The sequence below is a fragment of the Geodermatophilus sp. SYSU D00815 genome (assembly GCF_054050035.1).
The window spans coordinates 80,878-106,114 of sequence record NZ_JBJGYO010000001.1 but is presented as its reverse complement, the minus strand read 5'-3'; the positions used below and the strand labels follow the sequence as shown (position 1 = coordinate 106,114).

At 74.5% G+C, this 25,237-nt stretch carries 28 protein-coding genes; 16 read left to right on the top strand and 12 right to left on the bottom strand.

The window, feature by feature from the left end; genetic code table 11:
- The first annotated feature begins 94 nt into the window (after positions 1 to 94).
- The 5 genes from ACI78S_RS00535 to ACI78S_RS00515 all read left to right on the top strand — a co-directional run bounded on the left by ACI78S_RS00535 (position 95) and on the right by ACI78S_RS00515 (position 5,189).
- Positions 95 to 1,702 (top strand): M20/M25/M40 family metallo-hydrolase, encoded by a 1,608-nt coding sequence (locus ACI78S_RS00535; RefSeq protein WP_456970232.1) that lies wholly within the window; start codon positions 95 to 97, stop codon positions 1,700 to 1,702.
- Positions 1,703 to 1,831: 129 nt separating this feature from the next.
- On the top strand, positions 1,832 to 3,034 hold the full coding sequence (locus ACI78S_RS00530) for a DUF222 domain-containing protein (RefSeq protein ID WP_456970231.1): 1,203 nt from the start codon (positions 1,832 to 1,834) through the stop codon (positions 3,032 to 3,034).
- Between the two features lie 78 nt (positions 3,035 to 3,112).
- Entirely contained in the window at positions 3,113 to 4,078 is a 966-nt protein-coding gene (locus ACI78S_RS00525) for an ABC transporter ATP-binding protein (protein WP_456970230.1), read from the top strand.
- On the top strand, positions 4,075 to 4,929 hold the full coding sequence (locus tag ACI78S_RS00520) for an ABC transporter permease (protein ID WP_456970229.1): 855 nt from the start codon (positions 4,075 to 4,077) through the stop codon (positions 4,927 to 4,929). The genes ACI78S_RS00525 and ACI78S_RS00520 overlap by 4 nt, the downstream gene beginning before the upstream one ends.
- Positions 4,926 to 5,189 (top strand): helix-turn-helix transcriptional regulator, encoded by a 264-nt coding sequence (locus ACI78S_RS00515; protein ID WP_456970228.1) that lies wholly within the window; start codon positions 4,926 to 4,928, stop codon positions 5,187 to 5,189. Before ACI78S_RS00520 ends, ACI78S_RS00515 begins: the two co-directional genes overlap by 4 nt.
- A 44-nt stretch (positions 5,190 to 5,233) precedes the next feature.
- Here ACI78S_RS00515 and ygiD read toward each other — a convergent pair whose 3' ends face one another.
- A complete protein-coding gene (gene ygiD / locus ACI78S_RS00510) occupies positions 5,234 to 6,085 on the bottom strand; it encodes a 4,5-DOPA-extradiol-dioxygenase (RefSeq protein WP_456970227.1) in 852 nt (283 codons plus the stop codon).
- A 131-nt stretch (positions 6,086 to 6,216) separates the two neighbouring features.
- The gene (gene soxR / locus ACI78S_RS00505; RefSeq protein WP_456970226.1) at positions 6,217 to 6,684 is read right to left on the bottom strand and encodes a redox-sensitive transcriptional activator SoxR; all 468 of its coding nucleotides are present in this window, start codon (positions 6,682 to 6,684) and stop codon (positions 6,217 to 6,219) included.
- A 46-nt stretch (positions 6,685 to 6,730) separates the two neighbouring features.
- Here soxR and ACI78S_RS00500 point away from each other — a divergent pair, with 46 nt between their 5' ends.
- Genes ACI78S_RS00500 through ACI78S_RS00490 form a run of 3 tightly spaced genes read left to right on the top strand, consistent with a single transcriptional unit; the run spans position 6,731 to position 9,078 of the window.
- Entirely contained in the window at positions 6,731 to 7,429 is a 699-nt protein-coding gene (locus ACI78S_RS00500) for an SDR family NAD(P)-dependent oxidoreductase (RefSeq protein WP_456970225.1), read from the top strand.
- Positions 7,426 to 8,454: an S-adenosylmethionine:tRNA ribosyltransferase-isomerase gene (locus tag ACI78S_RS00495; protein WP_456970224.1), complete on the top strand. Its 1,029-nt coding sequence runs from the start codon at positions 7,426 to 7,428 to the stop codon at positions 8,452 to 8,454. Before ACI78S_RS00500 ends, ACI78S_RS00495 begins: the two co-directional genes overlap by 4 nt.
- A gap of 60 nt (positions 8,455 to 8,514) precedes the next feature.
- Positions 8,515 to 9,078, top strand: coding sequence for a hypothetical protein (locus tag ACI78S_RS00490; protein WP_456970223.1), 564 nt, complete (start codon positions 8,515 to 8,517; stop codon positions 9,076 to 9,078).
- A 4-nt stretch (positions 9,079 to 9,082) separates the two neighbouring features.
- On the opposite strand, the gene ACI78S_RS00485 is transcribed toward ACI78S_RS00490, so the two are convergent.
- A complete protein-coding gene (locus ACI78S_RS00485; protein ID WP_456970222.1) occupies positions 9,083 to 9,793 on the bottom strand; it encodes a (2Fe-2S)-binding protein in 711 nt (236 codons plus the stop codon).
- An 86-nt stretch (positions 9,794 to 9,879) separates the two neighbouring features.
- Between ACI78S_RS00485 and acs the strand changes: the two genes are divergently transcribed.
- From acs to ACI78S_RS00470, 3 genes are all read left to right on the top strand, one after another.
- Complete coding sequence (gene acs, locus ACI78S_RS00480) at positions 9,880 to 11,826, top strand: acetate--CoA ligase (protein WP_456970220.1); 1,947 nt, start codon at positions 9,880 to 9,882, stop codon at positions 11,824 to 11,826.
- Positions 11,827 to 11,950: 124 nt separating this feature from the next.
- Positions 11,951 to 12,439 (top strand): phage holin family protein, encoded by a 489-nt coding sequence (locus tag ACI78S_RS00475; RefSeq protein WP_456970219.1) that lies wholly within the window; start codon positions 11,951 to 11,953, stop codon positions 12,437 to 12,439.
- A gap of 10 nt (positions 12,440 to 12,449) precedes the next feature.
- Positions 12,450 to 13,424 (top strand): alpha/beta fold hydrolase, encoded by a 975-nt coding sequence (locus ACI78S_RS00470; protein WP_456970218.1) that lies wholly within the window; start codon positions 12,450 to 12,452, stop codon positions 13,422 to 13,424.
- Between the two features lie 92 nt (positions 13,425 to 13,516).
- Here the strand turns inward: ACI78S_RS00470 and ACI78S_RS00465 are convergent, their stop codons facing one another.
- Genes ACI78S_RS00465 through nth form a run of 5 tightly spaced genes read right to left on the bottom strand, consistent with a single transcriptional unit; the run spans position 13,517 to position 17,324 of the window.
- Positions 13,517 to 14,698, bottom strand: a complete 1,182-nt coding sequence (locus ACI78S_RS00465) for a MarP family serine protease (protein ID WP_456970217.1) — start codon at positions 14,696 to 14,698, stop codon at positions 13,517 to 13,519.
- 4 nt (positions 14,699 to 14,702) lie between these two features.
- The gene (locus tag ACI78S_RS00460; protein ID WP_456970216.1) at positions 14,703 to 15,137 is read right to left on the bottom strand and encodes a cupredoxin domain-containing protein; all 435 of its coding nucleotides are present in this window, start codon (positions 15,135 to 15,137) and stop codon (positions 14,703 to 14,705) included.
- Positions 15,138 to 15,190: 53 nt separating this feature from the next.
- Positions 15,191 to 15,940: an NUDIX hydrolase gene (locus tag ACI78S_RS00455; RefSeq protein ID WP_456970215.1), complete on the bottom strand. Its 750-nt coding sequence runs from the start codon at positions 15,938 to 15,940 to the stop codon at positions 15,191 to 15,193.
- On the bottom strand, positions 15,937 to 16,512 hold the full coding sequence (locus ACI78S_RS00450) for a TlpA family protein disulfide reductase (RefSeq protein WP_456970214.1): 576 nt from the start codon (positions 16,510 to 16,512) through the stop codon (positions 15,937 to 15,939). The genes ACI78S_RS00455 and ACI78S_RS00450 overlap by 4 nt, the downstream gene beginning before the upstream one ends.
- On the bottom strand, positions 16,509 to 17,324 hold the full coding sequence (gene nth / locus ACI78S_RS00445) for an endonuclease III (RefSeq protein WP_456970213.1): 816 nt from the start codon (positions 17,322 to 17,324) through the stop codon (positions 16,509 to 16,511). The genes ACI78S_RS00450 and nth overlap by 4 nt, the downstream gene beginning before the upstream one ends.
- 146 nt (positions 17,325 to 17,470) lie before the next feature.
- On the opposite strand from nth, the gene ACI78S_RS00440 reads away from it, so the two are divergent.
- Positions 17,471 to 17,710, top strand: a complete 240-nt coding sequence (locus ACI78S_RS00440; RefSeq protein WP_456970212.1) for a hypothetical protein — start codon at positions 17,471 to 17,473, stop codon at positions 17,708 to 17,710.
- A gap of 161 nt (positions 17,711 to 17,871) precedes the next feature.
- Positions 17,872 to 18,546 (top strand): Crp/Fnr family transcriptional regulator, encoded by a 675-nt coding sequence (locus ACI78S_RS00435; RefSeq protein ID WP_456970211.1) that lies wholly within the window; start codon positions 17,872 to 17,874, stop codon positions 18,544 to 18,546.
- A 105-nt stretch (positions 18,547 to 18,651) separates the two neighbouring features.
- On the opposite strand, the gene ACI78S_RS00430 is transcribed toward ACI78S_RS00435, so the two are convergent.
- From ACI78S_RS00430 to ACI78S_RS00420, 3 genes are read right to left on the bottom strand one after another with little or no spacing between them, the layout of a single operon-like run.
- Entirely contained in the window at positions 18,652 to 19,461 is an 810-nt protein-coding gene (locus tag ACI78S_RS00430) for an NUDIX hydrolase (protein WP_456970210.1), read from the bottom strand.
- Positions 19,458 to 19,946 (bottom strand): RidA family protein, encoded by a 489-nt coding sequence (locus tag ACI78S_RS00425; protein ID WP_456970209.1) that lies wholly within the window; start codon positions 19,944 to 19,946, stop codon positions 19,458 to 19,460. Before ACI78S_RS00425 ends, ACI78S_RS00430 begins: the two co-directional genes overlap by 4 nt.
- A gap of 10 nt (positions 19,947 to 19,956) precedes the next feature.
- Entirely contained in the window at positions 19,957 to 20,130 is a 174-nt protein-coding gene (locus ACI78S_RS00420) for a hypothetical protein (protein WP_456970208.1), read from the bottom strand.
- A gap of 63 nt (positions 20,131 to 20,193) precedes the next feature.
- Between ACI78S_RS00420 and ACI78S_RS00415 the strand changes: the two genes are divergently transcribed.
- Genes ACI78S_RS00415 through ACI78S_RS00405 form a run of 3 tightly spaced genes read left to right on the top strand, consistent with a single transcriptional unit; the run spans position 20,194 to position 24,753 of the window.
- Entirely contained in the window at positions 20,194 to 21,180 is a 987-nt protein-coding gene (locus ACI78S_RS00415; protein WP_456970207.1) for an ArsA-related P-loop ATPase, read from the top strand.
- Positions 21,177 to 22,370, top strand: a complete 1,194-nt coding sequence (locus ACI78S_RS00410; RefSeq protein ID WP_456970206.1) for an ArsA family ATPase — start codon at positions 21,177 to 21,179, stop codon at positions 22,368 to 22,370. Before ACI78S_RS00415 ends, ACI78S_RS00410 begins: the two co-directional genes overlap by 4 nt.
- Positions 22,371 to 22,413: 43 nt before the next feature.
- A complete protein-coding gene (locus ACI78S_RS00405; protein ID WP_456970205.1) occupies positions 22,414 to 24,753 on the top strand; it encodes a transglycosylase domain-containing protein in 2,340 nt (779 codons plus the stop codon).
- Between the two features lie 12 nt (positions 24,754 to 24,765).
- On the opposite strand, the gene ACI78S_RS00400 is transcribed toward ACI78S_RS00405, so the two are convergent.
- Positions 24,766 to 25,218, bottom strand: coding sequence for a GatB/YqeY domain-containing protein (locus ACI78S_RS00400; RefSeq protein ID WP_456970204.1), 453 nt, complete (start codon positions 25,216 to 25,218; stop codon positions 24,766 to 24,768).
- Positions 25,219 to 25,237: the final 19 nt, after the last annotated feature.

Genomic DNA, 25,237 nt, shown 5'->3' with positions numbered 1-25,237 from the left:
TCCGCCGGACGCGCGGGTGAGGCTGCCCCGTATCGGAACCGGGAGGGACCCGGCGGTCGACGTCGCCCGACGGGTCCCAGGCGGAGGGGGCAGGATGCCGGAACGCGGGACGCGCACGACGAGGAGGACGGCGCCGCGCGCCGTCGCCGTGGGAGCGGGCGGGCTGCTGCTCGCCGCGCTGCTGCCGGCGGCGAGCGCGGCGGCGGGCGGCGGGAACAGCTGCGAGCACCGGACGAACAACACCTACGAGAAGCTCCTCGACTGCGTGACGGTCGAGGGCGTCCAGGAGCACCTGGCCGCGCTGCAGAAGATCGCCGACAACAGCACGGACGAGCACTACCCGGACTCGCGCGCCGCCGGCACCGACGGCTACGCCGACAGCGTCGAGTACGTCGCCGACCTGCTGCGCGGCGCGGGCTACCGGGTCACGCTCGACCCCGTCGAGTTCCCCTTCGCGTTCCCCGTCGTCATCCGACAGCTCACCCCGCAGGAGACGGAGCACGAGGGCGCACCGTTCGCGGGCGGCGTCCCGGGCGCCGTCGAGGGCCCGGTCGTCCCGGTCGACATCAACCTGGAGGGCGAGCGCGCCTCGACCAGCGGATGCGAGGCCGGCGACTTCGCGGGACTGCCCTTCGGCGGGCCGTCGGACATCGCGCTGCTCCAGCGCGGCACCTGCGCGTTCGGCGTGAAGGTGCAGAACGCCCAGGACGCCGGCGCCGAGGCCGTCGTGATCTTCAACCAGGGCAACCCCAGCGAGACCGAGGACCGGTCAGCCCTGCTGACGAACGGCGACGCCACCAACGGCGGGACCGTCCAGGTCCGGGTCCCCGTGGTGGGCGCCAGCTTCGCGACCGGCGAGGCACTGGCCCAGGCCGGCTCGACGGCGTCCATCGAGGTCCTCGCGGACGAGACCCGCACCGACCACAACGTGATCGCCGAGCTGCCGGGCCGGAACCCGGACAACGTGGTCATGGCCGGCGCCCACCTCGACAGCGTGACCGAGGGACCGGGCATCAACGACGACGGCTCGGGCACCGCCGCGCTCCTGGAGACGGCGCTGCTCATGGCCAAGTCGAAGCCGGAGAACACGCTGCGCTTCGGCTTCTGGGCCGCCGAGGAGCTCGGGCTGATCGGCTCCACGGACTACGTCACCGGCCTGTCGGAGGCCGAGCTGCGGCGCATCGCGCTGTACCTGAACTTCGACATGGTCGGCTCGCCGAACCACGTGCAGACCGTCTACGACGCCGACGAGTCCACGTTCACCGCCCCGGTCCCGATCCCGCCGGGCTCCACGGCGATCGAGGACCTGCTGGAGTCGTGGTACACGTCCGTCGACGAGCCGTACGACGACAGCGAGTTCAACGGCCGCAGCGACTACCAGGCGTTCATCGAGGCCGAGATCCCGTCGGGTGGCCTGTTCACCGGCGCGGAAGGGGTCAAGACCGCGGAGCAGGCGGAGATCTGGGGCGGCACGCCCGGCGAGTGGTTCGACCCGTGCTATCACGCGGCCTGCGACACGTACGGGAACGTCGACCTGCACGCCCTCGGCGTGAACAGCGACCTGATCGCCTACGCGATGCTCACCTACGCCCACTCGACCGAGTCGGTGAACGGGGTGCCCGGCAGGGCCGTGCCGGGCGACCCGGCCCCGCTGCCGGCGCCGGCCGGTCCGCGCGGCACGTTCACGACCCCCCCGGAGTAGGCCGGGCAGACGCCCCTCGGGACGCGCAGTCCCGAGGGGCGTCAACCCGTCGCTCAGATCTGTGGAAACCTGCTTCGACCTGGGAATTCAGGTCGTCACCCCGCCCTGACGGCGATACGCTTCGAACACTTGTCCGATGCTGCCGAGGGGGTGTTCGTGGACGAGATGAGCGCGGCGCTCGACGCGCTGGCCGACGACGATCTGCACGGTCGCGGGCCCGCGCTGCTCGACGACACCCGACAGCTGCTGGCCGTCCGGAACCGGCTGGACGCCGAGATCGCGCGGCGGGTGCGGACCGCGGAGAACCAGCAGGCCTTCGCGCACGACGGCGCGCGAACCGCGCAGTCGTGGCTGCGCGGGCACTGCCTGCTGTCGAAGGCCGCGGCGTCGCAGGTGGTGCGCAACGGCCGCGCACTCGAGCTGCTGCCGGCCGTGGCCGCCGGGCACGCGGCCGGGCGGCTGACCGCCGATCAGGTGGCGGTGATCGGGCAGATCGCCGCGCCCCGGCACCTGCGGCTGATCGCCGAGCAGGACGGTGACATGGTCGGCATCGCCCGGGAGCTGGCGAACTTCGCGGTCGGCCACAAGCACGCCGAGCTCGACGACCTCGTGCACGCCTTCCTCGAGCGGCTCGACGCCGACGGTCCGGAGCCCGACCCCACCGGGCAGCGGTCGCTGACGTTGAGCAAGCGCGCCGACGGCCGCTTGTTCTTCCGCGGCGAGCTCGACGCGGTCGGCGGGGAGAGGTTCCAGGCCGCCATCGAGTCGATCGCCCAGGCCCACCGGTCTGCCGGCGACGAGCGCTCCGTCGGCCAGCGGCAGGCCGACGCGCTGGTGCAGCTGGCCGACATCCACCTGTCCTGCGGCACCCCGCCGCTGCTGCTCGACCCGGCCACCGGCCCGGCTTCGGCGCAGCTCGGCTGCGGCGGCGTCCTGTCCGCCGCCCGCGCCCGCTGGGCCGCCCGCGACGCCGACCTCACCCGCATCGTCCTCGGCCCCGACGGCGAACCCCTCGACCTCGGCCACGGCCCCGCTGCAGGGGCCCGCGCCGAGCGTGCGAGGCGTGGGGGGCAGCGGGGTCCTTCCATTCGCCGGCTGCGACGCCCCGCACCAGTGGTGCTAGGTCCACCACCTCCTCCACCGGGCGCTCGGCGGGGAGACGTCACTGGAGAACAGCGGGCTGCTCCGCGAACGGCACCACACCCAGGTCCACCACGGCTTCCGCGTCGAACGCGACACCGCCGGCCGCTGGCACACCTACCGCCCGACGGCACCGAGATCCACGTGATCCGACCACCGGCCGACGACCCCGCACTCGCCCGCGCCGGCTGAGCAGCACGAGCAGCACTTGTACTACAGATGTAGCACTCCTACTATTTCCTGCAATTCCGGAGCCGTGAGGAGTGCCCGATGGATCCCGTGCGCACCGAGTCCCCCGTCCCCGCAGCACCTGCCAAGCCCGATCCCGAGGCCGCCGTCTCGGTGCGCGGCCTGCGCATGCGCTACGGCGACCGCGACGTCCTGGCCGGGGTCGACTTCGACGTGCACCCCGGCGAGGTGGTCTGCCTGCTCGGCCCGAACGGCGCCGGCAAGACGACCACGATCGAGATCCTCGAGGGCTTCCGCCTGCGGTCGGCGGGCGCGGTGGGCGTCCTCGGCCAGGACCCGGCGCACGGCGACGACGCCTGGCGCTCGCGGGTCGGGATCGTGCTCCAGTCCTGGCGCGACCACGCCCGGTGGAGCCCGCGGCGGTTGCTGGCCTACCTGGCCGGCTACTTCGAGCCCTACGCCGGCCCCGGCCACCCTGGGCCGTACGAGGTCGACTGGCTGCTGGAGACGGTTGGGCTGAGCGCCGACGCCGACCGCAAGATCGTCACGCTGTCCGGTGGCCAGCGGCGGCGGCTCGACGTCGCCGTCGGCATCATCGGCCGGCCGGAGCTGCTCTTCCTCGACGAGCCGACGGCGGGCTTCGACCCGCAGGCCCGGCGCGACTTCCACGACCTGGTGCACCGGCTCTCCGACCTGGAGGGCACCAGCATCCTGCTCACCACGCACGACCTGGCCGAGGCCGAGCGGCTGGCCGACCGGATCCTCATCCTGGCCGGCGGGCGGATCGTCGCCGACGGCAGCGCCGACGCGCTCACCCGCCAGGTCGCCGGCCGGGCGGAGGTGCGCTGGGCCTGCGGCGGCGAGCGCTTCGTGCACGCGACCGAGGACCCGACGCCGTTCGTCCGGCGGCTGTTCGAGCAGCACGGCGACGACGTCACCGACCTGGAGGTCCGCCGGGCCAGCCTGGAGGACACCTACCTGGCGCTCGTGCAGCGCCACGAGTCCGGTGACCGCAGCGCGGTCGAGCTGACGGAGGTCGTGCGATGAACGCCACCCGGCACGCCATCGGCCTGGGCATCCGCCGCGGCTGGACGGAGTTCGTGCTCAGCATCCGCAGCCCGCAGGACCAGGGCTTCTACCTGTTCACCGCGCTGGCCACGCTGCTCTACCTCTGGATCAACCGCGACGACGAGGTCGAGGGCACCGGCCTGCTGATGCCGACGGTCGCGCTGCCCAGCATCCTGGGCGCGCTGCTCGCCTTCGGCGTCATCATCGGGCCGGCGTACGCGCTGGCCATGGAGCGGGAGGACGGCACGCTGCTGCGGCACAAGGCCATCCCGCACGGCATGCAGGGCTACGTCTCGGGCCAGCTCGTCTACCACTCGCTGGGCGTCGTGCCCCAGTGGCTCGTCATCCTGGTACCCAGCTTCCTGCTCTTCGACGACGTGATGCAGCGCGGCGCCGCCGGCTGGCTCATGGTCGCCGTCGTCCTCCTGCTGGGGCTGCTCGCGACGCTGCCGCTCGGCATGATCCTGGGCTCCGTGGTGCCCAGCGTGCAGAAGGTGGGCACCTGGGGGATGCTCCCGGTCATCGTGCTGACCGCCATCTCAGGCATCTTCTTCCCCATCCAGGTCATGTGGGGCTGGGTGCAGGCGGTCGCCCAGGTCTTCCCCGTCTACTGGATCGGGCACGCCATGCGGTGGGCGTTCCTGCCCGCGGAGGCGAGCGCGGCCGAGCTGGGTGGCACGTGGCGGCCCACGACCGCGGTGCTCGTGCTCGTCGCCTGGGCCGTCGTCGGCCTGCTCGTCACGCCGCGCGTGCTCCGGCGCATGGCCCGCCGGCAGTCCGGCTCGACGGTCGAGGCCGCCCGCGACGCCGCGCTGCAGTGGGTCCGGTGACAGCGGGCGAGCGCAGCGGCGACGCCGTCTACAACCGGATCGCGCTGCTGCGCGCCGAGCGGGGGGTGACCCGGCGGGAGCTGGCCGACGCCCTCGGCGTCCACTACCAGACCGTGGGCTACCTGGAACGCGGCGAGTACAACCCCAGCCTGCACCTGGCGCTGCGGATCGCGGAGTTCTTCGGCCTGCCGGTCGAGGTGATCTTCTCGACCACGCCGTTCCCGCGGATCAGCGACGCGGCGGGCACCGAGACGGCGTGACGTCAGACGAGGGTCGCGATCCCGACCCCGGCTCCCTGGGTCCCTCAGATGTTGGCGCCGTCCGCCGGCGGGCCGTCGGGCAGCGGTGCGGCGAACCCGCTGCCGCTCGGCGCGGGCGCGTCCATCCCCACCGTGTACGCCGTCATCGACAGCGAGCCGTAGGCGTAGCCGTCGACGAGCACCTCGGCCGGCGTGTGCGTCGCCCCGGCCACCCCGGCGATGTACAGCAGAGGGAGGAAGTGGTCCGGCGTCGGGACGGCGAGGTCGTAGTCGCGGTGCCCGTCGAGCCGACCCACCTCGGTCGGGTCGGTGAGCATGTACTCCTTCGCCGACGAGTCGAACCGCTGCGCCCAGTCGAAGCCCGCGTCGGGCAGCGCGCGGCTCACGCCGCCGAGGTTGTGCACCACGTTGCCGCTGCCCAGCACCAGTACGCCGTCCTCCCGCAGCGGGGCCAGCGCGGCGCCGAGCTGCAGGTGGTAGTCGGCCGACTTGAGCGCGTTGATCGACAGCTGGACGACGGGGATGTCGGCGTCGGGGAAGGCGTGCATCAGCACCGACCAGGTGCCGTGGTCGATGCCCCAGCTGTCCAGGTCGGCCCCCACCCAGGTCGGGTGGACGATGTCGGCGACCTCCTCGTACAGCGACGGCAGGCCGGGCGGCTCGTAGCGGACGTCGAAGAGCTCCTGCGGGAAGCCGAAGAAGTCGTGGATCGTCCGCGGCCGCGGCATCGCCGTCACCGCGGTGGCGTGCACGTACCAGTGCGCCGAGATGACCAGGATCGCGCGCGGGCGCGGGACGCTCTGCCCGAACGCGCGCCAGGCCTCGGTGTAGCGGTTCTTCTCCAACGCGTTCATCGGGTTGCCGTGGCCGAAGAACGCGGCAGGCATGACGGTCATCGTCGCCCTCTCCCCCTCGTCCCCCGTGCGTGCCCGGTCCCGTCGGATCATCGCCCTCCGCGGCGCGGAACGCGAGACCGCGGAAACGGAACCGGCCGATTCCGGCCCTGCCCGGCGCCGGTGGCCCCCGGTCAGCCCGCGTTGCTGACCGGGGGCACCCGGCGCAGGAGCGGGGACAGCCACCGGGCGCCGGGCCCGGCCGACGCCGCGACGTCGCCGGGGTTGGACAGCGCGCACCGCCCCAGCGACAGGCAGCCGCAGCCGATGCAGGAGTCCAGCCCGTCCCGCAGCTGCACCAGCGCCGCGATCTGCTCGTCCAGCCGGTCCCGCCAGCCGCGGGAGAGCCGGGCCCAGTCCGCGGCCGTCGGCGGGCGGTCGCCGGGCAGCGTCGCCAGCGCGTCGCGGATCTCGCCCAGCGACAGCCCGACGTTCTGCGCCGCCCGCACGAACGCCAGCCGGCGCAGCACGCTGCGGGCGTAGCGCCGGGCGCCGCCGGCCGTGCGGGTCGCGGAGATCAGGCCCTGGTCCTCGTAGTAGCGCAGCGCCGACGCGGCCACCCCGGACCGCGCCGCCACCTGGCCGATCGTGAGCTGCTCCACCGCGCCCCCTTGACCTCAAGTTGACTTGAGATCAGACGGTACTCCCATGACCCCCACAGCAGTAGTCACCGGAGCCTCCCGCGGACTCGGCCGCGCCCTGGCCGGCGCGCTGGCCGAGCGCGGCTGGCGGCTGGTCGTCGACGGCCGCGACGCCGGCCGCCTGGCCGCGGCCGTCGCCGTCCTCCCGCACCCCGAACGGGTGACCGCCCTCCCCGGCGACGTCACCGACCCGGCGCACCGCGCCGAGCTGGTGCGCGCCGCCGGGGACCGCATCGACCTGCTCGTCAACAACGCCAGCGAGCTCGGACCCAGCCCGCTCCCGCCGCTGGCCCGCCTGCGGATCGAGGACCTGCAGGCGGTGCTCGCCGTCAACGCGCTGGCCCCGCTGGCGCTGGTCCAGCTGGCGCTGCCCGCCCTCGAACGCGCCGGCGGCCGCGTGCTCGACATCAGCTCCGACGCCGCCGTCGAGGCCTACCCGGGCTGGGGCGGCTACGGGGCCAGCAAGGCCGCGCTGGACCGGCTCACGGCCGTGCTGGCCGTCGAGCACCCCGCGCTGCGCGTGCACGCGGTCGACCCGGGCGACATGAACACCGCGATGCACCAGGCCGCCTTCCCCGGCGAGGACATCAGCGACCGGCCCGACCCGGAGTCCGTCGTCCCGGCGCTGCTGCGCCTCGTCGAGGAGGACCTCCCCAGCGGCCGCTACCGCGCGGCCGAGCTGCTGCCGGCGGCGGTGACCCGGTGAGCGTCGCCTTCGCCCTCCCGCGCGAGGCCGAGGCCACCGCGCCGCCCGAGTGGTCGGGCACCCCGCGCGACGGCGTCCGCCTGATGACCGTGCGCCCGGAGGGGATCACCCACGGCGTCTTCCGCGACCTCCCCGACCTGCTCGAGCCCGGCGACCTGGTCGTGGTGAACACCTCGGCCACGCTCCCGGCCCGGCTCTCGGCGGTCCGCGCGGACGGCGTCGCCGTGCCCCTGCACGTCGCCGGCACGCTGGACGACGGCGACTGGGTGGTCGAGGTGCGCCGGGCCGACAACGGCGGGCCCGACCTGCGCGTCGAGCCGGGCACCGTCCTCGACCTGCCCGGCGGCGTCCGGCTGCACCTGCTCGACGGCCACCCCGACCGCACCCGGCCGTCGCGGCTGTGGCGGGCGCGGGCCGAGCCGGCCGTCGCGCCGCGGCCGCTGCTGGAGCGGTACGGCACCGCGATCCGCTACGGCTACCTGGCCGGCACCTACCCGCTGGAGGCCTACCAGACCGTCTACGCCACCGAGCCCGGCAGCGCGGAGATGGCCAGCGCCGGGCGGCCGTTCAGCGAAGCCGTGCTGGTGCGGCTGATGGCCCGCGGCGTGCCGGTCGTCCCGCTGGTGCTGCACGCCGGCGTCTCCAGCCCCGAGCTCCACGAGCCGCCGGCGCCCGAGCGGTTCGCCGTCCCCGAGGTCACCGCCCGGCTGGTCACCGGCACCCGGCGCGCCGGCCACCGGGTCGTCGCCGTCGGCACGACGGTGACCCGCGCGCTCGAGACCGCCACCGACGACGACGGCGTGACCCGGCCGGCCAGCGGCTGGACCGACCTGGTCCTCGGCCCCGACCTCCCCGCCCGCGCGGTGACCGGCCTGGTCACCGGCCTGCACGCCCCCGAGGCCAGCCACCTGCGGCTGCTCGAGGCGGTCGCCGGGCCGCGGCTGGTCGCGGCCGCCTACCGGGCCGCCGTCGCGGGTGGCTACCTCTGGCACGAGTTCGGCGACTCCATGCTCTTCCTCCCCTGAGCGGAGGAGATCTGCCGGCGGTGCGCCGACGGGTCCGCCGCGTCCGCCATGCTGGCGGGGATGAGCGCGAACGAGGGCATCGTCCAGGAGCGGCTGCGGCAGCTGGCCGAGGCCAACGACCTCCCGGTCCCGCGGCTGGTCGTCGACCAGCCGCGGGCGCAGGAGCGCCCGCCGGCGGTGCGCGAGCGCGACGGCGAGCGGACGGTGATCGTGCCGCCGTCGCTGCTCTCGGCCGAGCCGGCCCGGCAGCTGTGGCACCTGGCGGCCTGCCTCGGTCGCTGGATCTCCCCGGTGCCCAGGCAGCGGCAGCGGCTCGGCGGCATCGTCCTGGCCGCGACGCTCGTGGTCTACGTCGTCCTGCTGCTGCTCCTGGCCGCCACCGCGCAGTGGATCTGGATCACCGTGATCCTGGCCTACCCGATCGGGGCCTGGACCCTCCGCTGGGAGCGGCAGGCCATGGACGACGCCGGGCGACAGGTGCTGGCCGCGGCCGGGCACCCGCCGGCGGAGGTGGCCCGGGCCGCGTTCGGCGACGAGCCGGACCCGCCGTTCCTCAAGCGGATCCTCTCCGGCGAGCCGGCGCCCAGCCGGCGGATCGCCGCGGCGGAGGCCGACGCCCGCTGACCGGTCACATCCGCTCGGCGGCGTCCTCCAGCAGGATCCGCCGCTCGGCCGGCGGGCGGCGCGGGCAGGACGTGCACATCGGCTCGTGCGGCACCCGGTACAGCAGGCAGCACGACACCCGCCGGGCGAACCGGACGCCGGCGACGTCGACGTAGCGCGGCACCGGCAGCGGCGGCCCGACCGCCGCGGCCAGCGGCCCGGCCAGCGCGGTCGCGGCGGCGACGTCCCCGACCGCGCGGCCCAGGGCGAGCAGCCGGTTGGCGATCGAGTCGGTGGCGATCGCCCACAGCGGCCGCTCCCGCACCCCGCCGGCCTCGGCCACCGCCGCCACCGCGGCCGCCAGCGCGCCGCGGAGCTCCCCCGCCGGGTCGGCGGCCGGCGCGGTCGCGACCGCCGCGACCGGCAGCCCGCCGGGCAGCAGGTGCAGCGTCGTGCCCTCGAGCCGGCCGGAAAGCGGCCGGCCGGTGAGCAGCCCGGCCAGCGGCGGGGTGAGCAGCACCGCCGACGCCGAGTACCACCACACCGTCGCGAGCAGCCGCCTGTCGGCGGTCCCCTGCGTCCGCGCCCGGCGCGCCAGCAGCCGCACCGTCCACGCGGGATCGGCCAGCCGGGTCGCCGGCACCGCCTCCGCGCCCGGCGGCGCGACCAGCCCCAGCGCGGCCGCACCGGGCAGCCGGGCGGCGACGTCGGTCTGCGGCGGGCTCACGCCGCCCATCCTCGCGGCACCGGCGGTGGCACCGGCAGGACGGCGGGCGGCCCCGCGCAATACGGTGTGTCCGAGGTCATGTCGAGGGAGGAAGCATGAGCGAGACGGGCGAGGTGGCGACCCGGCGGTTCCCGCCGTCGGAGGAGCTGGCCGCGCAGGCCAACGTGGGCCCGCAGGTCTACGAGGAGGCGTCCCGCGACCGGCTGGCGTTCTGGGAGCAGGCCGCCCGCCGGCTCACCTGGGAGCGGGAGTGGGACCAGGTCCTCGACTGGAGCGACCCGCCGTTCGCGAAGTGGTTCGTCGGCGGGAAGCTCAACGTCGCCTACAACTGCCTGGACCGGCACGTCGAGGCCGGCCACGGCGACCAGGTGGCCTACCACTGGGAGGGCGAGCCGGGCGACACCCGCACCCTCACCTACGCCGAGCTCACCGCGGAGGTGTGCAAGGCCGCCAACGCGCTGACCGAGCTCGGCGTGCGGGCCGGCGACCGCGTCGCCGTCTACATGCCGATGATCCCCGAGACGATCATCGCGATGCTCGCCTGCGCCCGCATCGGCGCCGTCCACATGGTCGTCTTCGGCGGCTTCTCCGCCGACGCCCTGGCCAGCCGCATCACCGACGCCGGCGCCGTCCTGGTCATCACCGCCGACGGCGGCTACCGGCGCGGCGCGCCCAGCGCGCTCAAGCCGGCCGTCGACGAGGCGCTCAAGCGCACGGAGGGCGTGCGCAACGTGCTCGTCGTCAAGCGCACCGGGCAGGACGTCGAGTGGAACGAGGGCCGCGACCTGTGGTGGGACGACGTCGTCGCCCGGCAGCCGGCCGAGCACACGCCCGAGGCGTTCGACGCCGAGCACCCGCTCTACATCATGTACACGTCGGGGACGACGGCGAAGCCGAAGGGCATCCTGCACACCTCCGGCGGCTACCTGACCCAGGTCGCCTACACGCACTGGGCGACGTTCGACCTCAAGCCCGACACCGACGTCTACTGGACCGCGGCCGACGTCGGCTGGGTCACCGGCCACAGCTACATCGTCTACGGACCGCTGGCCAACCGGGCCACGTCGGTGATGTACGAGGGGACGCCGGAGACCCCGCACCGCGGCCGCTGGTGGGAGATCGTCGACAAGTACAAGGTCTCGATCCTCTACACCGCCCCGACGGTGATCCGCACGTTCATGAAGTGGGGCGAGGACGTGCCCGGCGGCTTCGACCTGTCGACGCTGCGGGTCCTCGGCTCGGTCGGCGAGCCGATCAACCCCGAGGCCTGGCTCTGGTACCACGAGCACATCGGCCGCGGCCGCTGCCCGATCGTGGACACCTGGTGGCAGACCGAGACCGGCGCGCACATGATCACGCCCCTGCCGGGGGTCACGAACCTCAAGCCGGGCTCCGCCCAGACCCCCTTCCCCGGCATCTCGGCGATGGTGGTCGACGACGAGGGCAACGAGCTGCCCGACGACACCACCGGGCTGCTCGTGCTCACCGAGCCGTGGCCGGCGATGCTGCGCACCATCTGGGGCGACGACGAGCGGTACAAGGACACCTACTGGTCGCGCTTCGCCGACAAGGGCTTCTACTTCGCCGGCGACGGCGCCAAGAAGGACGCCGACGGCGACATCTGGCTGCTCGGCCGGGTGGACGACGTCATGAACGTGTCCGGCCACCGCATCTCCACCACCGAGGTGGAGTCCTCGCTGGTGGCCCACCCGGCGGTCGCCGAGGCGGCGGTCGTGGGCGCCAGCGACCCGACCACCGGGCAGGGCATCGTGGCGTTCGTCATCCTGCGCGGGACCGCCGAGGACTCCGGCGACGACCTGGTGCAGACCCTGCGCACGCACGTCGCCAAGGACATCGGGCCGATCGCCAAGCCGCGCCAGATCATGGTCGTGCAGGAGCTGCCCAAGACCCGCTCGGGCAAGATCATGCGCCGGCTCCTGCGCGACGTCGCGGAGAACCGGCAGCTCGGTGACGTCACCACGCTCACCGACTCCTCGGTCATGGACCTGATCAAGGAGAAGCTGCCGACGTCGACGGACTGAGCGGAGGGGATCCGTGCGGGTCACCCGCACGGATCCCCTCCGCTCACCCGACCGGGGCGCGCGCCGCGGCCGGGTATCCGGCACGATCATGACCAGACCGCCGTCCACCAGAGGGGAGCCCGTCGTGGCCCACAGCGCAGCGTCGAGCCGGGCCACCGGCCCCCAGGAGCCGTCCGTCGGGGAGCTCGTGCAGAGCGCGATGACCGACATGTCCACGCTCGTGCGTGCCGAGATCGAGCTGGCCAAGACGGAGATGAGCCGGTCGGCGAAGAAGGCCGGCATCGGCGCCGGCGCCTTCGGGGCGGCCGGCGTGCTGCTGGCCTTCGCCGGCATCTACTTCTTCTTCTTCGTCGCCGAGCTGCTCGCCGAGTGGCTGCCCCGCTGGGCGGCGTTCCTGATCGTCTTCGCCGTGATCGCGGTGGCCGCCGGCCTGGCCGCGCTCGTCGGGATGCGGACCATCAAGAAGATCGAGAAGCCCGAGCGGACGATCGAGTCGCTGCGCGAGCTGCCCGAGGTGCTGCACCGCGAGGAGCCCGGCCGCCGGCGCCGCGACCTGCCGGTCGTCGCGCACGGCCAGGTCACCCGCCGCGACCCCGACAGCTACCTGGTCTGACCGCCGCTCGGTGACCGCCCCGGACGACGTCCGCCCGGACGCCGGGCCGCCCGACGCGGTCAGCGTCCTGCTCCCCGGTCCCTGGACCCACCGCGACATCTCGGCCAACGGCGTGCGGCTGCACGCCGCCGAGGCCGGCGAGGGCCCGCTGGTGCTGCTGCTGCACGGCTTCCCGCAGTTCTGGTGGACCTGGCGGGCGCAGCTGGTCGGGCTGGCGGAGGCCGGGTTCCGGGTGGTCGCCCCCGACCTGCGCGGCTACGGCGCCAGCGACAAGCCCCCGCGCGGCTACGACCTGCCCACCCTCTCGGCCGACGTGGCCGCGCTGGTCCGCGCGCTCGGCGAGCAGGAGGCCGTCGTCGTCGGCCACGACTGGGGCGGCCTGCTGGCCTGGACGACGGCGGCGCTGCACCCGCGCAGCGTGCGGCGGCTCGTCGTCCTCTCGATGGCCCACCCGCGCACGCTGCGCGCCGGGATGACGCACCGCGCCCAGCGGCGGGCGATGCGGCACGCGCTGCGCTTCCAGCTCCCCCGGCTCCCCGAGCGGCGGCTCACCCGGGCCGACGACGACCCGGTCGCCGAGCTGGTGCGCCGCTGGGCCGGGCCCGCCTGGACCCGCACGGCCGACTTCGCCGAGGCCGTCGGCCGGTACCGCTCGGCGGCGCGGATCCCCCAGGCCGCGTACGGCGCGATGGAGTACTACCGCTGGGCCGGGCGCTCGCAGCTGCGGCCGGACGGGCTGCGCTACGCCCGCCGGATGGCCGCGCCCATCTCGGCGCCGACGCTGCAGCTGCACGGCGGCAGCGACCCGTACGTCCTGCCGGCCACCGCCGAGGGCTCGGGGCGCTACGTCGCCGGCGCCTACGAGTGGCGGCTGCTGCCCGGCCTCGGCCACTTCCTCCCCGAGGAGGCCCCCGACGAGGTCACGTCCGCCATCGCCGCCTGGGCCCGGCAGGCCTCCCTCCAGGGGCCCGCTGCGAGCTGGTGACGTGCCGGAACGGCCCCACGTGACGTGCTGGAACGGCCCCCGTGCAGGGTCCCGCGCCGAGCCTGCGAGGCGTGGGGGGCACGGGGGTCCTTCTACTCGCAGACCCCCGTGTCGGCCCGGCCCTGCGAGGTGGCGCCCTCCGTGGCCGCCTGCGACACCTGGTCGAGGGTCAGCGCGTAGCCGGTGTCGGGGTCGGTGATGGCCGAGGCGAAGACGACCCCCAGCACGTGGCCCTGGGTGTCGAACAGCGGCCCGCCGGAGTTGCCTGCGCGCACCTGCCCGTAGAGCGCGTAGACGTCGCGGACGACGGTGGCCTGGTTGCGGAAGTCGGGGCCGCTGATGTCGCCGCGGTCGCGGACCCGCGCCGGGCCGACGTAGAGGTCGCCGCCGCCGGGGTAGCCCATGATGATCGCGTCGGCGCCGGTCTCGAGCGGCTGCGCCGCGAAGGTCAGCGGCACCTGGGGCAGCCCGGGGACGGCGAGCACCGCGACGTCGGTGGCCTCGTCGACGTAGACGGGGACGGCGTCGTACTCCTCGCCCTCGGCCTCGACCACCGGGTCGGTGACGCCGGCGAGCACGTGCGCGTTGGTCATCACGCGCTCCCGGGCGTACACGAACCCGGAGCCGTCGATCTGCCGGGAGCAGGACGGCGCGATGCCGCTGATCTTCACCACCGAGCCCTGCACCTGTTCGACGACGGGGCTGTTCTGCAGGTTCGGGTCGGGGGCGGGGACCTCGCGCGCCTCGGTGGGGGTGAGCGGGTCGAGGACGTCGGGCAGCCCCCGGCGCTCGATCGCCTCGCGCAGGTTGCCGTAGACCGACCGGACGCTGTCGGGCACCGCCTCGTCGACCGCCTGCACCAGGGCCGACTGGCGCACCTGGCTGGCGACCTGCGGGAACGGCGAGCTGGCCAGCGGCGTGGCCACCATCCAGGCGACGAGCAGCACGGCGGCGGCCGACAGCACCGCGCCGGCGACCGAGTCGACCATCTTGGCCGGCTCCCAGGTCACCCGGCGGCGCACCGCCCGGCCCACCGTGCCGGCGACGACCTGGCCCAGCAGGGCACCGGCGAGGACGACGACGAGCGCGACGAACACCCGCGTGACGCTGGAGTCGCTCATCCGGTCGGCGATCGGGCCCGACAGCTGGGCGCCGAGGACCGCGCCGCCGAAGAAGCCGAGGAACGACGCGGCCGACACGATCAGGCCCTGCCGGAAGCCGGAGAAGGCGAACAGCAGCGCCAGGGCGATGAGGATCAGGTCCACGATCGACACCGGCTCACCCCGCCGCCACCGTCATGGTGCCGAGCTGCCCGAGCTGGATGTGGAAGCTGCACTCGAAGGGGTAGTCGCCCGGCGCGGCGACCTCGAACTCGATGGTCTCGCTCTGCCCCGGCGTGAGGAGCGGGATCTCCTCCGCGACCGCCTGCGGCGTCGCGCCGGGGGTGAAGCGGAAGTTGTGGGTGAGCTGCTCGGCCACGTTGACGACCGTGAGGCGCACCCGGCCCGGCTGCACGGTGAAGGTGTCGGGCGTGAACACGTAGTCGTCCTGCGTCTGGATGGTGACCTCCTGCACGCCCTGGGCGTCGGTGGTCACCTCCCCCAGGCCCTCGGTCGCGGACGACGTCGCGGCGGGCGCACCGCCGCCGCCGGCACCGGCGTCGCCACCGCCGCAGCCGGCCAGCACGCCTGCCGCCAGGACCACTCCGACCACGAGGGCTCCGCTCCGCCGGGCCGTCCGAGGTCTCGGCGAGCCCCCCAGCACGTTCATCGCGGGCCGACCGTACGCGCCGGAGGGCCGTCAGGGGCGGGATCGGCCACCGTCGGCGCGGCGTCGTCGTCCTCGACGGAGCCGGGCAGGGCGGCCGAGCGGGTCGCGCCGGGTTCGGGCAGCGGGCGGACGTCGGACCGGTCCCAGGGCCGGGCGAGGCCCGCCGCCTCGAGGATCGCGTCGAGCAGGGCGGCGGTGAACCCCCAGACCACCATGCCGGCGACGCCGAACGCCGGGCCGACGAACCCCGACGGGTGCGACACCCGGAACCGGTTGGCCGGGTCGGTCAGGTCGGCCAGCGGCACGCGGGCGACGCGGGCCACCTCGCGCGGGTCGGCGACGGTCACCTCGCTGGGGTCCTCCCACCAGCCGACCACCGGGACGACGAGGTTGTCCGACGGCATGAGGTAGAGCTCCTGCAGCGTGGCCAGCACGCGGACGCCGGCGGGGTCGACGCCGGCCTCCTCCTGCGCCTCCCGCAGCGCGGTCTCCACCGGGTAGTCGTCGCCGGGATCGGCCCCGCCGCCCGGGAACGCCGGCTGGCCCGCGTGCCGGCGCAGCGCGGCGGACTTCTCGATGAGCAGCACGTCGGGGCCGGCCGGTCCCTCGCCGAAGAGGATGAGCACCGCCGAGCGCCGGGCGGTGGCGCTCGCCCGCGGCGCCGCGTGCCGCAGCGGCAGGTCGATCGAGGCGTCGACCAGCCGCCGCAGGTACTCGGGGACGCCGTCGGGCCCCTCGCCGGTCACAGCTGCACCCCGAGGTGCTCGGCGACCAGCCCGCGCAGCTCGTCGACGCTGTCGACGGGGCCGACCTGCGTGAAGACGACGGCCCCCGAGGCGTCGAGGAAGTAGGTGTAGGGCAGCCCGTTGAGCCCCAGCTCGGTCATCAGCTCGCCCTGGCCGTCGAAGGCGCCGGGGAAGCTCGCGCCGACGTCGGTGGCGAAGGACTGCGCCTGCTCGGTGCCGTCCTTGCTGATCACGCCCACGACGGCGAGCCGGGTGCCGGCGGCGTCGGCGAGCTCCTGCATCAGCGGCAGCTCCTCGCGGCACGGCCCGCACCAGCTCGCCCAGAGGTTGACCACGGTGGGGACGCCCGGCGCGCGGCCGAGGTCGAGGGTGCCGCCGCCGAGGCAGTCGAACGACACCGCGGGCAGCAGCTCGCCGCCCGCGGCCGCGGTGTCCGGCTGCTCGGGGCAGGGTCGGAACGGCACGGCCGGCACCTCCGCGCCCGTCGCGCCGGCGGGTGGGGTGGCCTCGCCGGAGCTGCAGCCGGCCAGCAGGAGGAGTGCGGCCAGCGCGGCCGCGCGCGGTGCCCTCACTCGGTGTCCGAGGCGGCCGGGGTCTTCACCAGCTTCAGCGCCACCTCCGGGTCGGTGGGGCCGATGCCGAAGGAGGGGCACCACTGCGCCAGCCCGCAGGCGCCGCAGGCCGCCTTCTTGGCGTGGCAGACCCGGCGGCCGTGGAAGATCACCCGGTGGGAGAACATCGTCCACTCCCGCTTCGGGATCAGCCGGGCGATCTCGGCCTCGACCTTGACCGGGTCCTCCTCGGCCGTCCAGCCGAACCGGCGGACCAGCCGGCCGAAGTGCGTGTCGACGGTGAGCCCGGGGACGTCGAAGGCGTTGCCCAGCACGACGTTGGCGGTCTTGCGCCCCACGCCGGGCAGGGTGACCAGGTCGGCCATCCGCCCGGGCACCTCGCCGTCGAACCGCTCGACGAGCGCCTGCGCGAGGCCGAGCACCGAGTTCGCCTTGGCCCGGAAGAAGCCGGTGGGCTTGAGTATGGTCTCCAGCTCCGCGCGGTCGGCCCCCGCCAGCGCGTGGGCGTCGGGGTACTCGGCGAACAGCGTGGGCGTGACCTTGTTGACCATCTTGTCGGTGGTCTGCGCCGACAGCACCGTGGCCACCAGCAGCTCGAAGGCGTTGGAGAAGTCGAGCTCGCAGTGCGCGTCGGGGTGGATCACCGCCAGCTCGCGGGCCATCCGGCGGGCCCGGCGGGTGCGGGCCAGCGGCGTCTCCTGCGGGTCGACGGGCGACCCGCCCGGCAGCGCGCCGCGGCCGGGACGGCGGGCGGGGGTGGCGCGCCCGGTCAGCGGGCGGGCGTACGCCGGTGAGGTGGCGGGCGTGGACACGCGGTCGAGCGTATGCGGACCGGCCGACATCGACCGGCGTGCCATCATCGACGGCGCCACGCGACCGGGGGGAACGGCGCCGCCGGGGATGCACCAGGCGCTGCGTGGGTATCCGTGCCCCGTCCGAACGGACCGAGGAGGTTCGCATGGTCGCACTCATCGTCATCCTCTTCCCCCCGCTGCTGATCGCCTTCCTGCTGGTCATGGAGCGGGTCGAGGAACCGCTGCGCCGGCCGGCCACGGGCCGCGAGGTCGCCGAGTTCCTGTCCAGCGCCACCCCCGGCGAGGTCGACACGCTCACCACGTCCGGCGTCCGCCGGGCGCTCGGCCGCTGGCGCAACCGCAACCGCGGCCGGACCAAGCGGGCCCAGGAGCCGCTCGTCTGAGGCCCTTCCACGCACGGTCGGTGTGATCACGCACACTCGCCCGTCAGAGGCATGATCGCCGTCTCGGACGGGTGACGATCGGCACAGCCCCCTAGACTCACCGGTCGGACACGGATGCCTCCCAGGCGTCCGGCGCGAGATGTGCTGTGAGAGGACGTGCAGTGGACGACGTACTGGCCCAGTCGGGGCTCTTCCAGGGGCTTGCGGAAGACGCCGTCGAGCCGGTGGTCAGCCGCCTGGAGACGATCACGCTGCCCCGCGGGCGGGTGGTCTTCAACGAGGGTGAGCCGGGGGACAGCCTGTACATCGTCCTCTCCGGCAAGATCAAGCTGTCGCGGCGCTCGCCCGACGGCCGCGAGAACGTGCTCGCCGTGATGGGCCCGTCCGACCAGTTCGGCGAGCTGTCGGTGTTCGACCCGGGCCCGCGCACGGCCACCGCCACGGCGGTGACCGACGTGAAGCTGGCCAAGATGCCGCAGTCGGTGCTCCGCCCGTGGATCGAGGCCCACCCCGAGGTCGGCGAGCGCCTGCTGCACGTGCTGGCCCGCCGGCTGCGCCGCACCAACGACTCGGTCGCCGACCTGATCTTCACCGACGTGCCCGGCCGGGTGGCCAAGGCGCTGCTGCAGATGGCCGACCGGTTCGGCAGCCGCGACTCCGACGGTCTGCGGGTGCGCCACGACCTCACCCAGGAGGAGCTGGCCCAGCTGGTCGGCGCCTCCCGCGAGACGGTGAACAAGGCGCTGGCCGACTTCGTGCACCGCGGCTGGATCCAGCTGCAGGGCAAGTCGGTCGTCGTCCTCGACGAGGAGCGCCTGAGGCGGCGCGCGCGGTGACCTCGTCGGCCTACCGGCCGGCACGGCGGCCAGGAGCCGTCCCCGGCGTGCGCTGAGCCCTTCCAGCTCGCTCGCCGGGGACCCTCCGGGCCCCGCTCCTCGGGGCTACGACGGAAGCGGGATGACGAGCCTGACCCGGCTGCCGTCGGGGAGCACCGCCCAGCGGCCGTCGGGCGTCTCCTCGAAGGTCGGGCTGATCGGGTGCAGCGGCTCCGGCGGCGAGCCGGCCAGCGCGGCCGCGACGTCGGCGAAGGGCTGCAGCTGCCCGAGCGTGTGCTGGGTGGGCGGCAGCATCGGCCGCGACCCGGTCTGCGCCTCGGCCAGCGCCGCGGCCGGGGTCAGCCAGCTCGCCTCGTCGGCCTCGCCGGAGACGTGCCGGGCCTCCTGCCCCACCGGCAGCGCGGCGGCGAAGAACTTCGTGTCGTAGCGCCGCGGCTCCACCTCGGGGGTGATCCAGTGCGCGAACGGCCGCAGCAGGTCCGAGCGCAGCGCGAGCCCCCGGTCGGCGAGCAGCTCGGCGAGGGAGAGCTCGCGGGACAGCAGGGCCTGCCGCTGGGCCTCCCAGTCCTCGCCCGACACGTCCAGGACGACGCCCTCACCGGTCGCGTCGCCGACCTCGGCCGGACCGGCGAGCAGCACGCCGGCCTCCTCGAACGTCTCCCGGACCGCGGCGCACACCAGCTCGCGCGCCGTCCGCTCGTCGCAGCCGAACGCGGCGGCCCAGTCGGCCGGGGCGGGCCCGACCCAGGCGACGTCCACGTCGCCGTCGCGGGGGTCGACGCCGCCGCCCGGGTAGGCGGTCATCCCGCCGGCGAACGGCATGCCCCGCGTGCGGCGCAGCAGGTAGACCTCGAGCCCGGCGGCGCCGTCGCGCAGCAGCAGGACCGTCGCCGCCTGGCGGGGGACGGCGGTCATCCCCTCAGCTCGACGGTCAGCTCGACCTCGACCGGCGAATTCATCGGCAGCTCGGCCACGCCAACGGCGCTGCGGGCGTGCTGCCCGGCCGGGCCGAAGATCTTGCCCAGCAGCTCGCTGGCGCCGTTGACCACCCGCGGCTGGCCGCTGAAGCCCTCCGCGCTGGCCACGTAGCCGACCACGCGGACGATCCGGGCGATCGAGTCGAGCCCGACCAGGTCGTCGATCGCCGCCAGCGCGTTGAGGGCGCACAGCTTGGCGTCGGCGGCGGCCTCCTCGGCCTCGACCGCCCCACCGACCTTGCCGGTGCGGCGCAGGCCCCCGTCGATGAACGGCAGCTGGCCGCTGGTGAACACCAGCGAGCCGCTGCGCACGGCCGGCACGTACGAGGCGACCGGAGGGGCCACCGGGGGCAGGCGGATGCCGAGCTCGGCGAGCCTGTCGTGCCAGCTCGGCGCGGTGTCGGCGGACTGCGGGGCGCTCATCGGGGGGTCCTCAGGAGGTGGGGCGCTTCAGGTAGGCGACCAGCTGCTCGGCCCCGCCCGGGCCGGGGAGCACGGTGACCAGCTCCCAGCCGTCGACGCCCCAGGAGTCGAGGATCGCCTTGGTGTTGTGGATCAGCAGCGGGATGGTGGCGTACTCCCACGTGCGGCGAACCGGTTCGCTCATGGGCCAGGACGCTAGCGCCTCCCGGCACAGGCCACGCACGGACGGTCCTCCTAGGCTGAGGACGTGAGCCCCGAGCCCCTGCCCGTGCGCTGCCACGTGGTGACCGGGAAGGGCGGGACCGGGAAGACCACCGTCGCCGCCGCCCTGGCCCTGGCGCTGGCCGCCGACGGCCGCACCGTCCTGCTCGTCGAGACCGAGGGCCGGCAGGGCATCGCCCAGCTGTTCGACACCCCGCCGCTGCCCTACGAGGAGCGGCGGGTCGCCGTCACCCGCGGCGGCGGGGAGGTCAGGGCCCTGGCCATCGACGTCGAGGAGGCCCTCCTCGAGTACCTGGACCTGTTCTACAACCTGCGCCGGGCCGGTCGCGCCCTGCGCAAGATGGGCGCCATCGACTTCGCCACCGCCATCGCGCCGGGGCTGCGCGACGTGCTGATCACCGGCAAGGTCAAGGAGGCGGTGACCCGCCGGCACGACGGCCGCCGGGTCTACGACGCCGTCGTCGTCGACGCGCCGCCGACCGGCCGGATCACCCGCTTCCTCAACGTCACCGGCGAGATGGGCCAGCTGGCCCGCTCGGGCCCGATCAAGACGCAGAGCGACGGCGTCATGGCCGTGCTGAAGTCCCCGCAGACGGCGGTGCACCTGGTGACCCTGCTCGAGGACATGCCGGTGCAGGAGACCGCCGACGCGATCAAGGAGCTGACCGCGGTGGGGCTGCCCGTGGGCTCGGTCGTCGTCAACATGGCCACCGAGCCGCTCCTGCCGGCGGCGAGCCTGCGCCGCGCGGCGGAGGGCCGGCTGACCGGCGCCGAGCTGGCCCCCGCGCTGGAGTCGGTGCACCTGCCGGCGTCGCTGGCGGAGCCGCTCGCCGCCGAGGCGGTCGAGCACGCGCAGCGCTGGGCCGCGCAGGACGCGCTGCGCGGGGACGTCGTCGCGCTCGGCCGGCCCACCGTCGAGCTGCCGCTGCTCGTCGGCCCCGTCGACCTGGGCTGCCTGTTCGAGCTGGCCGGCCGGCTCGAGGAGCACCTGGGCGACGAGGTCGCCGCATGAGCGGTCAGGCACCGGCGATGGACCTCGCCGCGCTCCTGGCGTCCCGCGACACCCGCATCGTCGTCTGCTGCGGCGCCGGCGGGGTGGGCAAGACGACGACGTCGGCGGCGCTCGCGCTGGCCGCCGCCGAGGCCGGCCGCCGGGTCGTCGTCCTCACCATCGACCCGGCCCGCCGCCTGGCGCAGTCGCTCGGCCTGGTGGAGCTGGACAACGAGCCGCGCCAGGTCGACGTGCCGGGGGCGGGCGGCGAGCTGCACGCGATGATGCTGGACATGAAGCGGACGTTCGACGACGTCGTGTCCGCCCACACCAGCCCCGACCGGGCCCAGCAGATCTTCGAGAACCCCTTCTACCAGGCGCTGTCCTCGTCCTTCGCCGGGACGCAGGAGTACATGGCGATGGAGAAGCTGGGCCAGCTGCGGGCCACCGACCAGTGGGACCTGATCGTCGTCGACACCCCGCCCTCGCGGTCGGCGCTGGACTTCCTCGACGCCCCGAACCGGATGGGCCGCTTCCTCGACGGCACGATGATCCGGCTGCTCACGGCCCCGGCCCGGGCCGGCGGGCGGGTGGGCATGCGCATGGTGGGCGCCGGCTTCATGGTGTTCAGCCGGATCATCTCCAAGATCCTCGGCGGGCAGCTGCTGCGCGACATCTCCGCGTTCGTCTCGGCGCTGGACACCATGTTCGGCGGCTTCCGGGAACGGGCCACCGCCACCTACGAGATGCTGCGCATGCCCGGCACCTCGTTCGTCGTCGTCGCCACCCCCGAGCCCGACGCGCTGCGCGAGGCGTCGTACTTCGTCGACCGGCTCTCCGCCGAGGGCATGCCGCTGGCCGGGCTGGTGCTCAACCGCACCCACCCGCCGGCGACGACCGCGCTGTCGGCGACCCGCGCCGAGGGGGCCGCGGAGGAGGTGCTCGAGGCCGGCGGCAAGGGCGCGCAGCTGGTCGCCGGCGCGCTGCGCGTGCACGCGGAGCGGATGACCCTGGCCACGCGGGAGCAGCGGCTGGCCGACCGGTTCACCAGCGCCCACCCGGAGGTGGCGATCCGCGCCGTCCCGGCGGCCGCCGGCGACGTCCACGACCTGGACGGGCTGCGCGGCATGGGCGCCGAGCTGATCGGTCCGGACGGCGACACCCCGACCGGCACGCCGCGCACGCGGATCCTGCCCGCGCGCCGTCCCTGAGCTCACCGGCCCCGGGGCGGTCCGGCAGGTACCTTGGCCTGCGATGTCGGAGAATGCGCGCGTCCGGACCACGCTGCTCGCCAAGCTGGCCGGAACCATCGTCCTGGCCGGTGCCCTGCTCGCCGGCGTGCTGTTCCCCTGGATCGGCGGCTCGGGCCTGGTGGCCCGCAACTCCGCCTCCCTGCTCGACGCCCTGCCCGGCGAGCTGACCGACGAGTCGCCCGCCGGCAACAGCGTCGTGCTGGCCGCCGACGGCTCGGTGATCACCTACTTCTACACGAACAACCGGATCCCGGTCGCCGGCGACCAGATCAGCGACCTGGTGAAGCAGGCGCTGGTCGACATCGAGGACTCGCGCTTCTACGAGCACAACGGGCTCGACGTCCAGGGCACGCTGCGGGCACTGGTCACCAACGTGGCGGCGGGCTCCGTGCGCGAGGGCGGCTCGACGCTGACCCAGCAGCTGGTCAAGCAGACGCTGCTGCAGACCGCGGACACGCCCGAGGAGCGGCAGGCGGCGACCGAGCAGACCCCCGGCCGCAAGCTGCGGGAGGCGCGGCTCGCGCTCGCCCTCGAGGAGGAGTACTCGAAGGACGAGATCCTCACCCGCTACCTGAACACGGTGTACTTCGGCCAGGGCGCCTACGGCATCCAGGCCGCCGCGCAGCGCTACTTCTCCGTCAACGCCGCCGACCTGAACCTGGTGCAGGCCGCGATGCTGGCCGGGCTGGTGCAGAGCCCGACCAACGACGACCCGACCACCAACCCGGAGAACGCCAAGACCCGGCGCGACCAGGTGCTCAACCGGATGCACGCGCTCGGGCACATCTCCGACCAGGAGCTGGCCGACGCCATCGCCACGCCGGTCACCGTGGCCCCGGGCCAGGCCCCGCCGAACGGCTGCATCGACGCCTCGGTCGGCGGCTTCTTCTGCGCCTACCTGCGCAACTACCTCACCGGCACGCTCGGCCTCACCGACCAGCAGATCAACGACGGCGGCCTGACGATCCAGACCACGCTTCGGCCGGACATGCAGGTCGCCGGCGACCAGGCGGTGCTCAACACGCTGCCCATGGGCGCCTCGCTGGCCGGCATGTACACCGCGGTGGAGCCGGGGACCGGGCACGTGCTGGCGATGAGCGTCAACCGCCGCTACGGCTGCGACGCGCCCGAGTGCGAGTCCGTCGTCCTCAACACCGCCGCCAGCCAGGGTGCCGGGTCGACCTACAAGGTGTTCACCGCCGCGGCGGCCCTGGAGGAGGGCTTCTCGCAGCACTACACGCTGACCACCGGTGAGCGGTACACGTCCCGGGTCTTCAAGAACGGCCGCAACCCCTACAGCGTCGAGAACGCCGGCAACTACCCCGGGACGCTGAACATGGAGCAGGCGCTCGTCATGTCCTCCAACACCTACTTCGTGGCGCTGGAGGACGCGCTGGGCAGCGTCGAGGGGCCGGTGCGCATGGCCCAGCGCATGGGCCTGCACTCGCTCGACCCGATCGCCGACCAGATCATCGCCGAGGAGCGGGGCTCGTTCACCCTCGGCCCGGAGCCGACCAGCCCGCTGGACCTGGCCAGCGCCTACTCCACGCTGGCGGCCGGCGGCACGCAGTGCGACCCCACGCCGGTCGTGCAGGTCCTCGGCCGCGACGGCCAGCCGCTGCTCAAGGACGACGGCACCCCCGTGGTGACCGAGGACAACTGCCACGCCGAAGCGATCCCGCCGGGCGTCGCCACCACGCTGAACCAGATCCTGCGCGGGGACGTGGAGCCGGGTCACCCGGGGCAGACCGGCGCGCGGGCCTACGTCCCCGGTCACCAGATCGCCGGCAAGACCGGTACGTCGCAGAGCAACTTCTCCGCGGCCTTCGTCGGCTACACGCCGCAGTACACCGCCAGCGTGATGGTGCTCAACCCCAAGCAGAACCAGAACGTGGGCGGCTTCGGTGGCAACAAGCCGGCGACCATCTGGCACGACGCGATGCAGCCGATCCTGAGCGGTCAGCCGATGGTGCCGTTCCCGCCGGCCGACCCGACGGTCGTGAACGGCAACACCCGCGTGGTGCCGAACTGCTCCTCGGTGAGCGGCTGCGAGGACGCGCTGGCGTCGGCCGGGTTCGCCAGCGACGTCGCCGTCGTCGAGAGCGACCAGCCCGAGGGCACCTTCCTCGGCCTGAACCCGCCGGCGGGCTCCCGCGCCACGCAGGAGCAGACGATCACCATCCAGGTGAGCGACGGCTCGGGCTTCGTGGCGCCGCCGGCCAACCCGGAGCCGCCGGCCGAGGGTGACAACGCCGAGGACGGCGACCAGGGCAACGGCCCCGGTGGCGGTGGGGACAACTCCGGGCCGGGTGGCGGCGGCGGGGACGACGGCGACGACTGAGGGCGGACCGGCTCAGCCGAGCTGGCGGCGGACCTCCGCGGCCACCCGGGAGCCCTCGGCGCGCCCGGCGACGGCCTTGTTCGCCGCGCCCATCACGCGGCCCATGTCCTTCATGCCCGACGCCCCCGTCTGCGTGATGACGTCGGCGACGAGCGCGGCCAGGTCGGCGTCCTCCATCTGCGCCGGCAGGTAGGCGGCCAGCACCTCGCCCTCGGCACGCTCCCGCTCGGCCTGCTCGGCGCGCCCGGCCTCGGCGAAGGCGTCGGCGGCCTCCCGGCGCTTCTTCGCCTCGCGGCGCAGCACGGCCTGTACCTCGTCGTCGCTGAGCTCGCGGGCCTCCTTGCCCGCGACCTCCTCGGCGCTGACGGCGGTCAGCGCCATGCGCAGCGTGGCGGTGCGCAGTTCGTCGCGGCTCTTCATCGCGGTGGTGAGGTCGGCGCGCAGCTGTTCCTTGAGGTCGGACACGCCCCCAGCCTGGCACGTA

Coding starts and splice junctions, on each gene's coding strand:
- ACI78S_RS00535 (WP_456970232.1), top strand. CDS start 95: ATGCCGGAACGCGGGACGCGCACGACGAGGAGGACGGCGCCGCGCGCC.
- ACI78S_RS00525 (WP_456970230.1), top strand. CDS start 3,113: ATGGATCCCGTGCGCACCGAGTCCCCCGTCCCCGCAGCACCTGCCAAG.
- ACI78S_RS00520 (WP_456970229.1), top strand. CDS start 4,075: ATGAACGCCACCCGGCACGCCATCGGCCTGGGCATCCGCCGCGGCTGG.
- ygiD (WP_456970227.1), bottom strand. CDS start 6,085: ATGACCGTCATGCCTGCCGCGTTCTTCGGCCACGGCAACCCGATGAAC.
- ACI78S_RS00500 (WP_456970225.1), top strand. CDS start 6,731: ATGACCCCCACAGCAGTAGTCACCGGAGCCTCCCGCGGACTCGGCCGC.
- ACI78S_RS00490 (WP_456970223.1), top strand. CDS start 8,515: ATGAGCGCGAACGAGGGCATCGTCCAGGAGCGGCTGCGGCAGCTGGCC.
- ACI78S_RS00485 (WP_456970222.1), bottom strand. CDS start 9,793: ATGGGCGGCGTGAGCCCGCCGCAGACCGACGTCGCCGCCCGGCTGCCC.
- acs (WP_456970220.1), top strand. CDS start 9,880: ATGAGCGAGACGGGCGAGGTGGCGACCCGGCGGTTCCCGCCGTCGGAG.
- ACI78S_RS00440 (WP_456970212.1), top strand. CDS start 17,471: ATGGTCGCACTCATCGTCATCCTCTTCCCCCCGCTGCTGATCGCCTTC.
- ACI78S_RS00430 (WP_456970210.1), bottom strand. CDS start 19,461: ATGACCGCCGTCCCCCGCCAGGCGGCGACGGTCCTGCTGCTGCGCGAC.
- ACI78S_RS00425 (WP_456970209.1), bottom strand. CDS start 19,946: ATGAGCGCCCCGCAGTCCGCCGACACCGCGCCGAGCTGGCACGACAGG.
- ACI78S_RS00420 (WP_456970208.1), bottom strand. CDS start 20,130: ATGAGCGAACCGGTTCGCCGCACGTGGGAGTACGCCACCATCCCGCTG.
- ACI78S_RS00410 (WP_456970206.1), top strand. CDS start 21,177: ATGAGCGGTCAGGCACCGGCGATGGACCTCGCCGCGCTCCTGGCGTCC.
- ACI78S_RS00405 (WP_456970205.1), top strand. CDS start 22,414: ATGTCGGAGAATGCGCGCGTCCGGACCACGCTGCTCGCCAAGCTGGCC.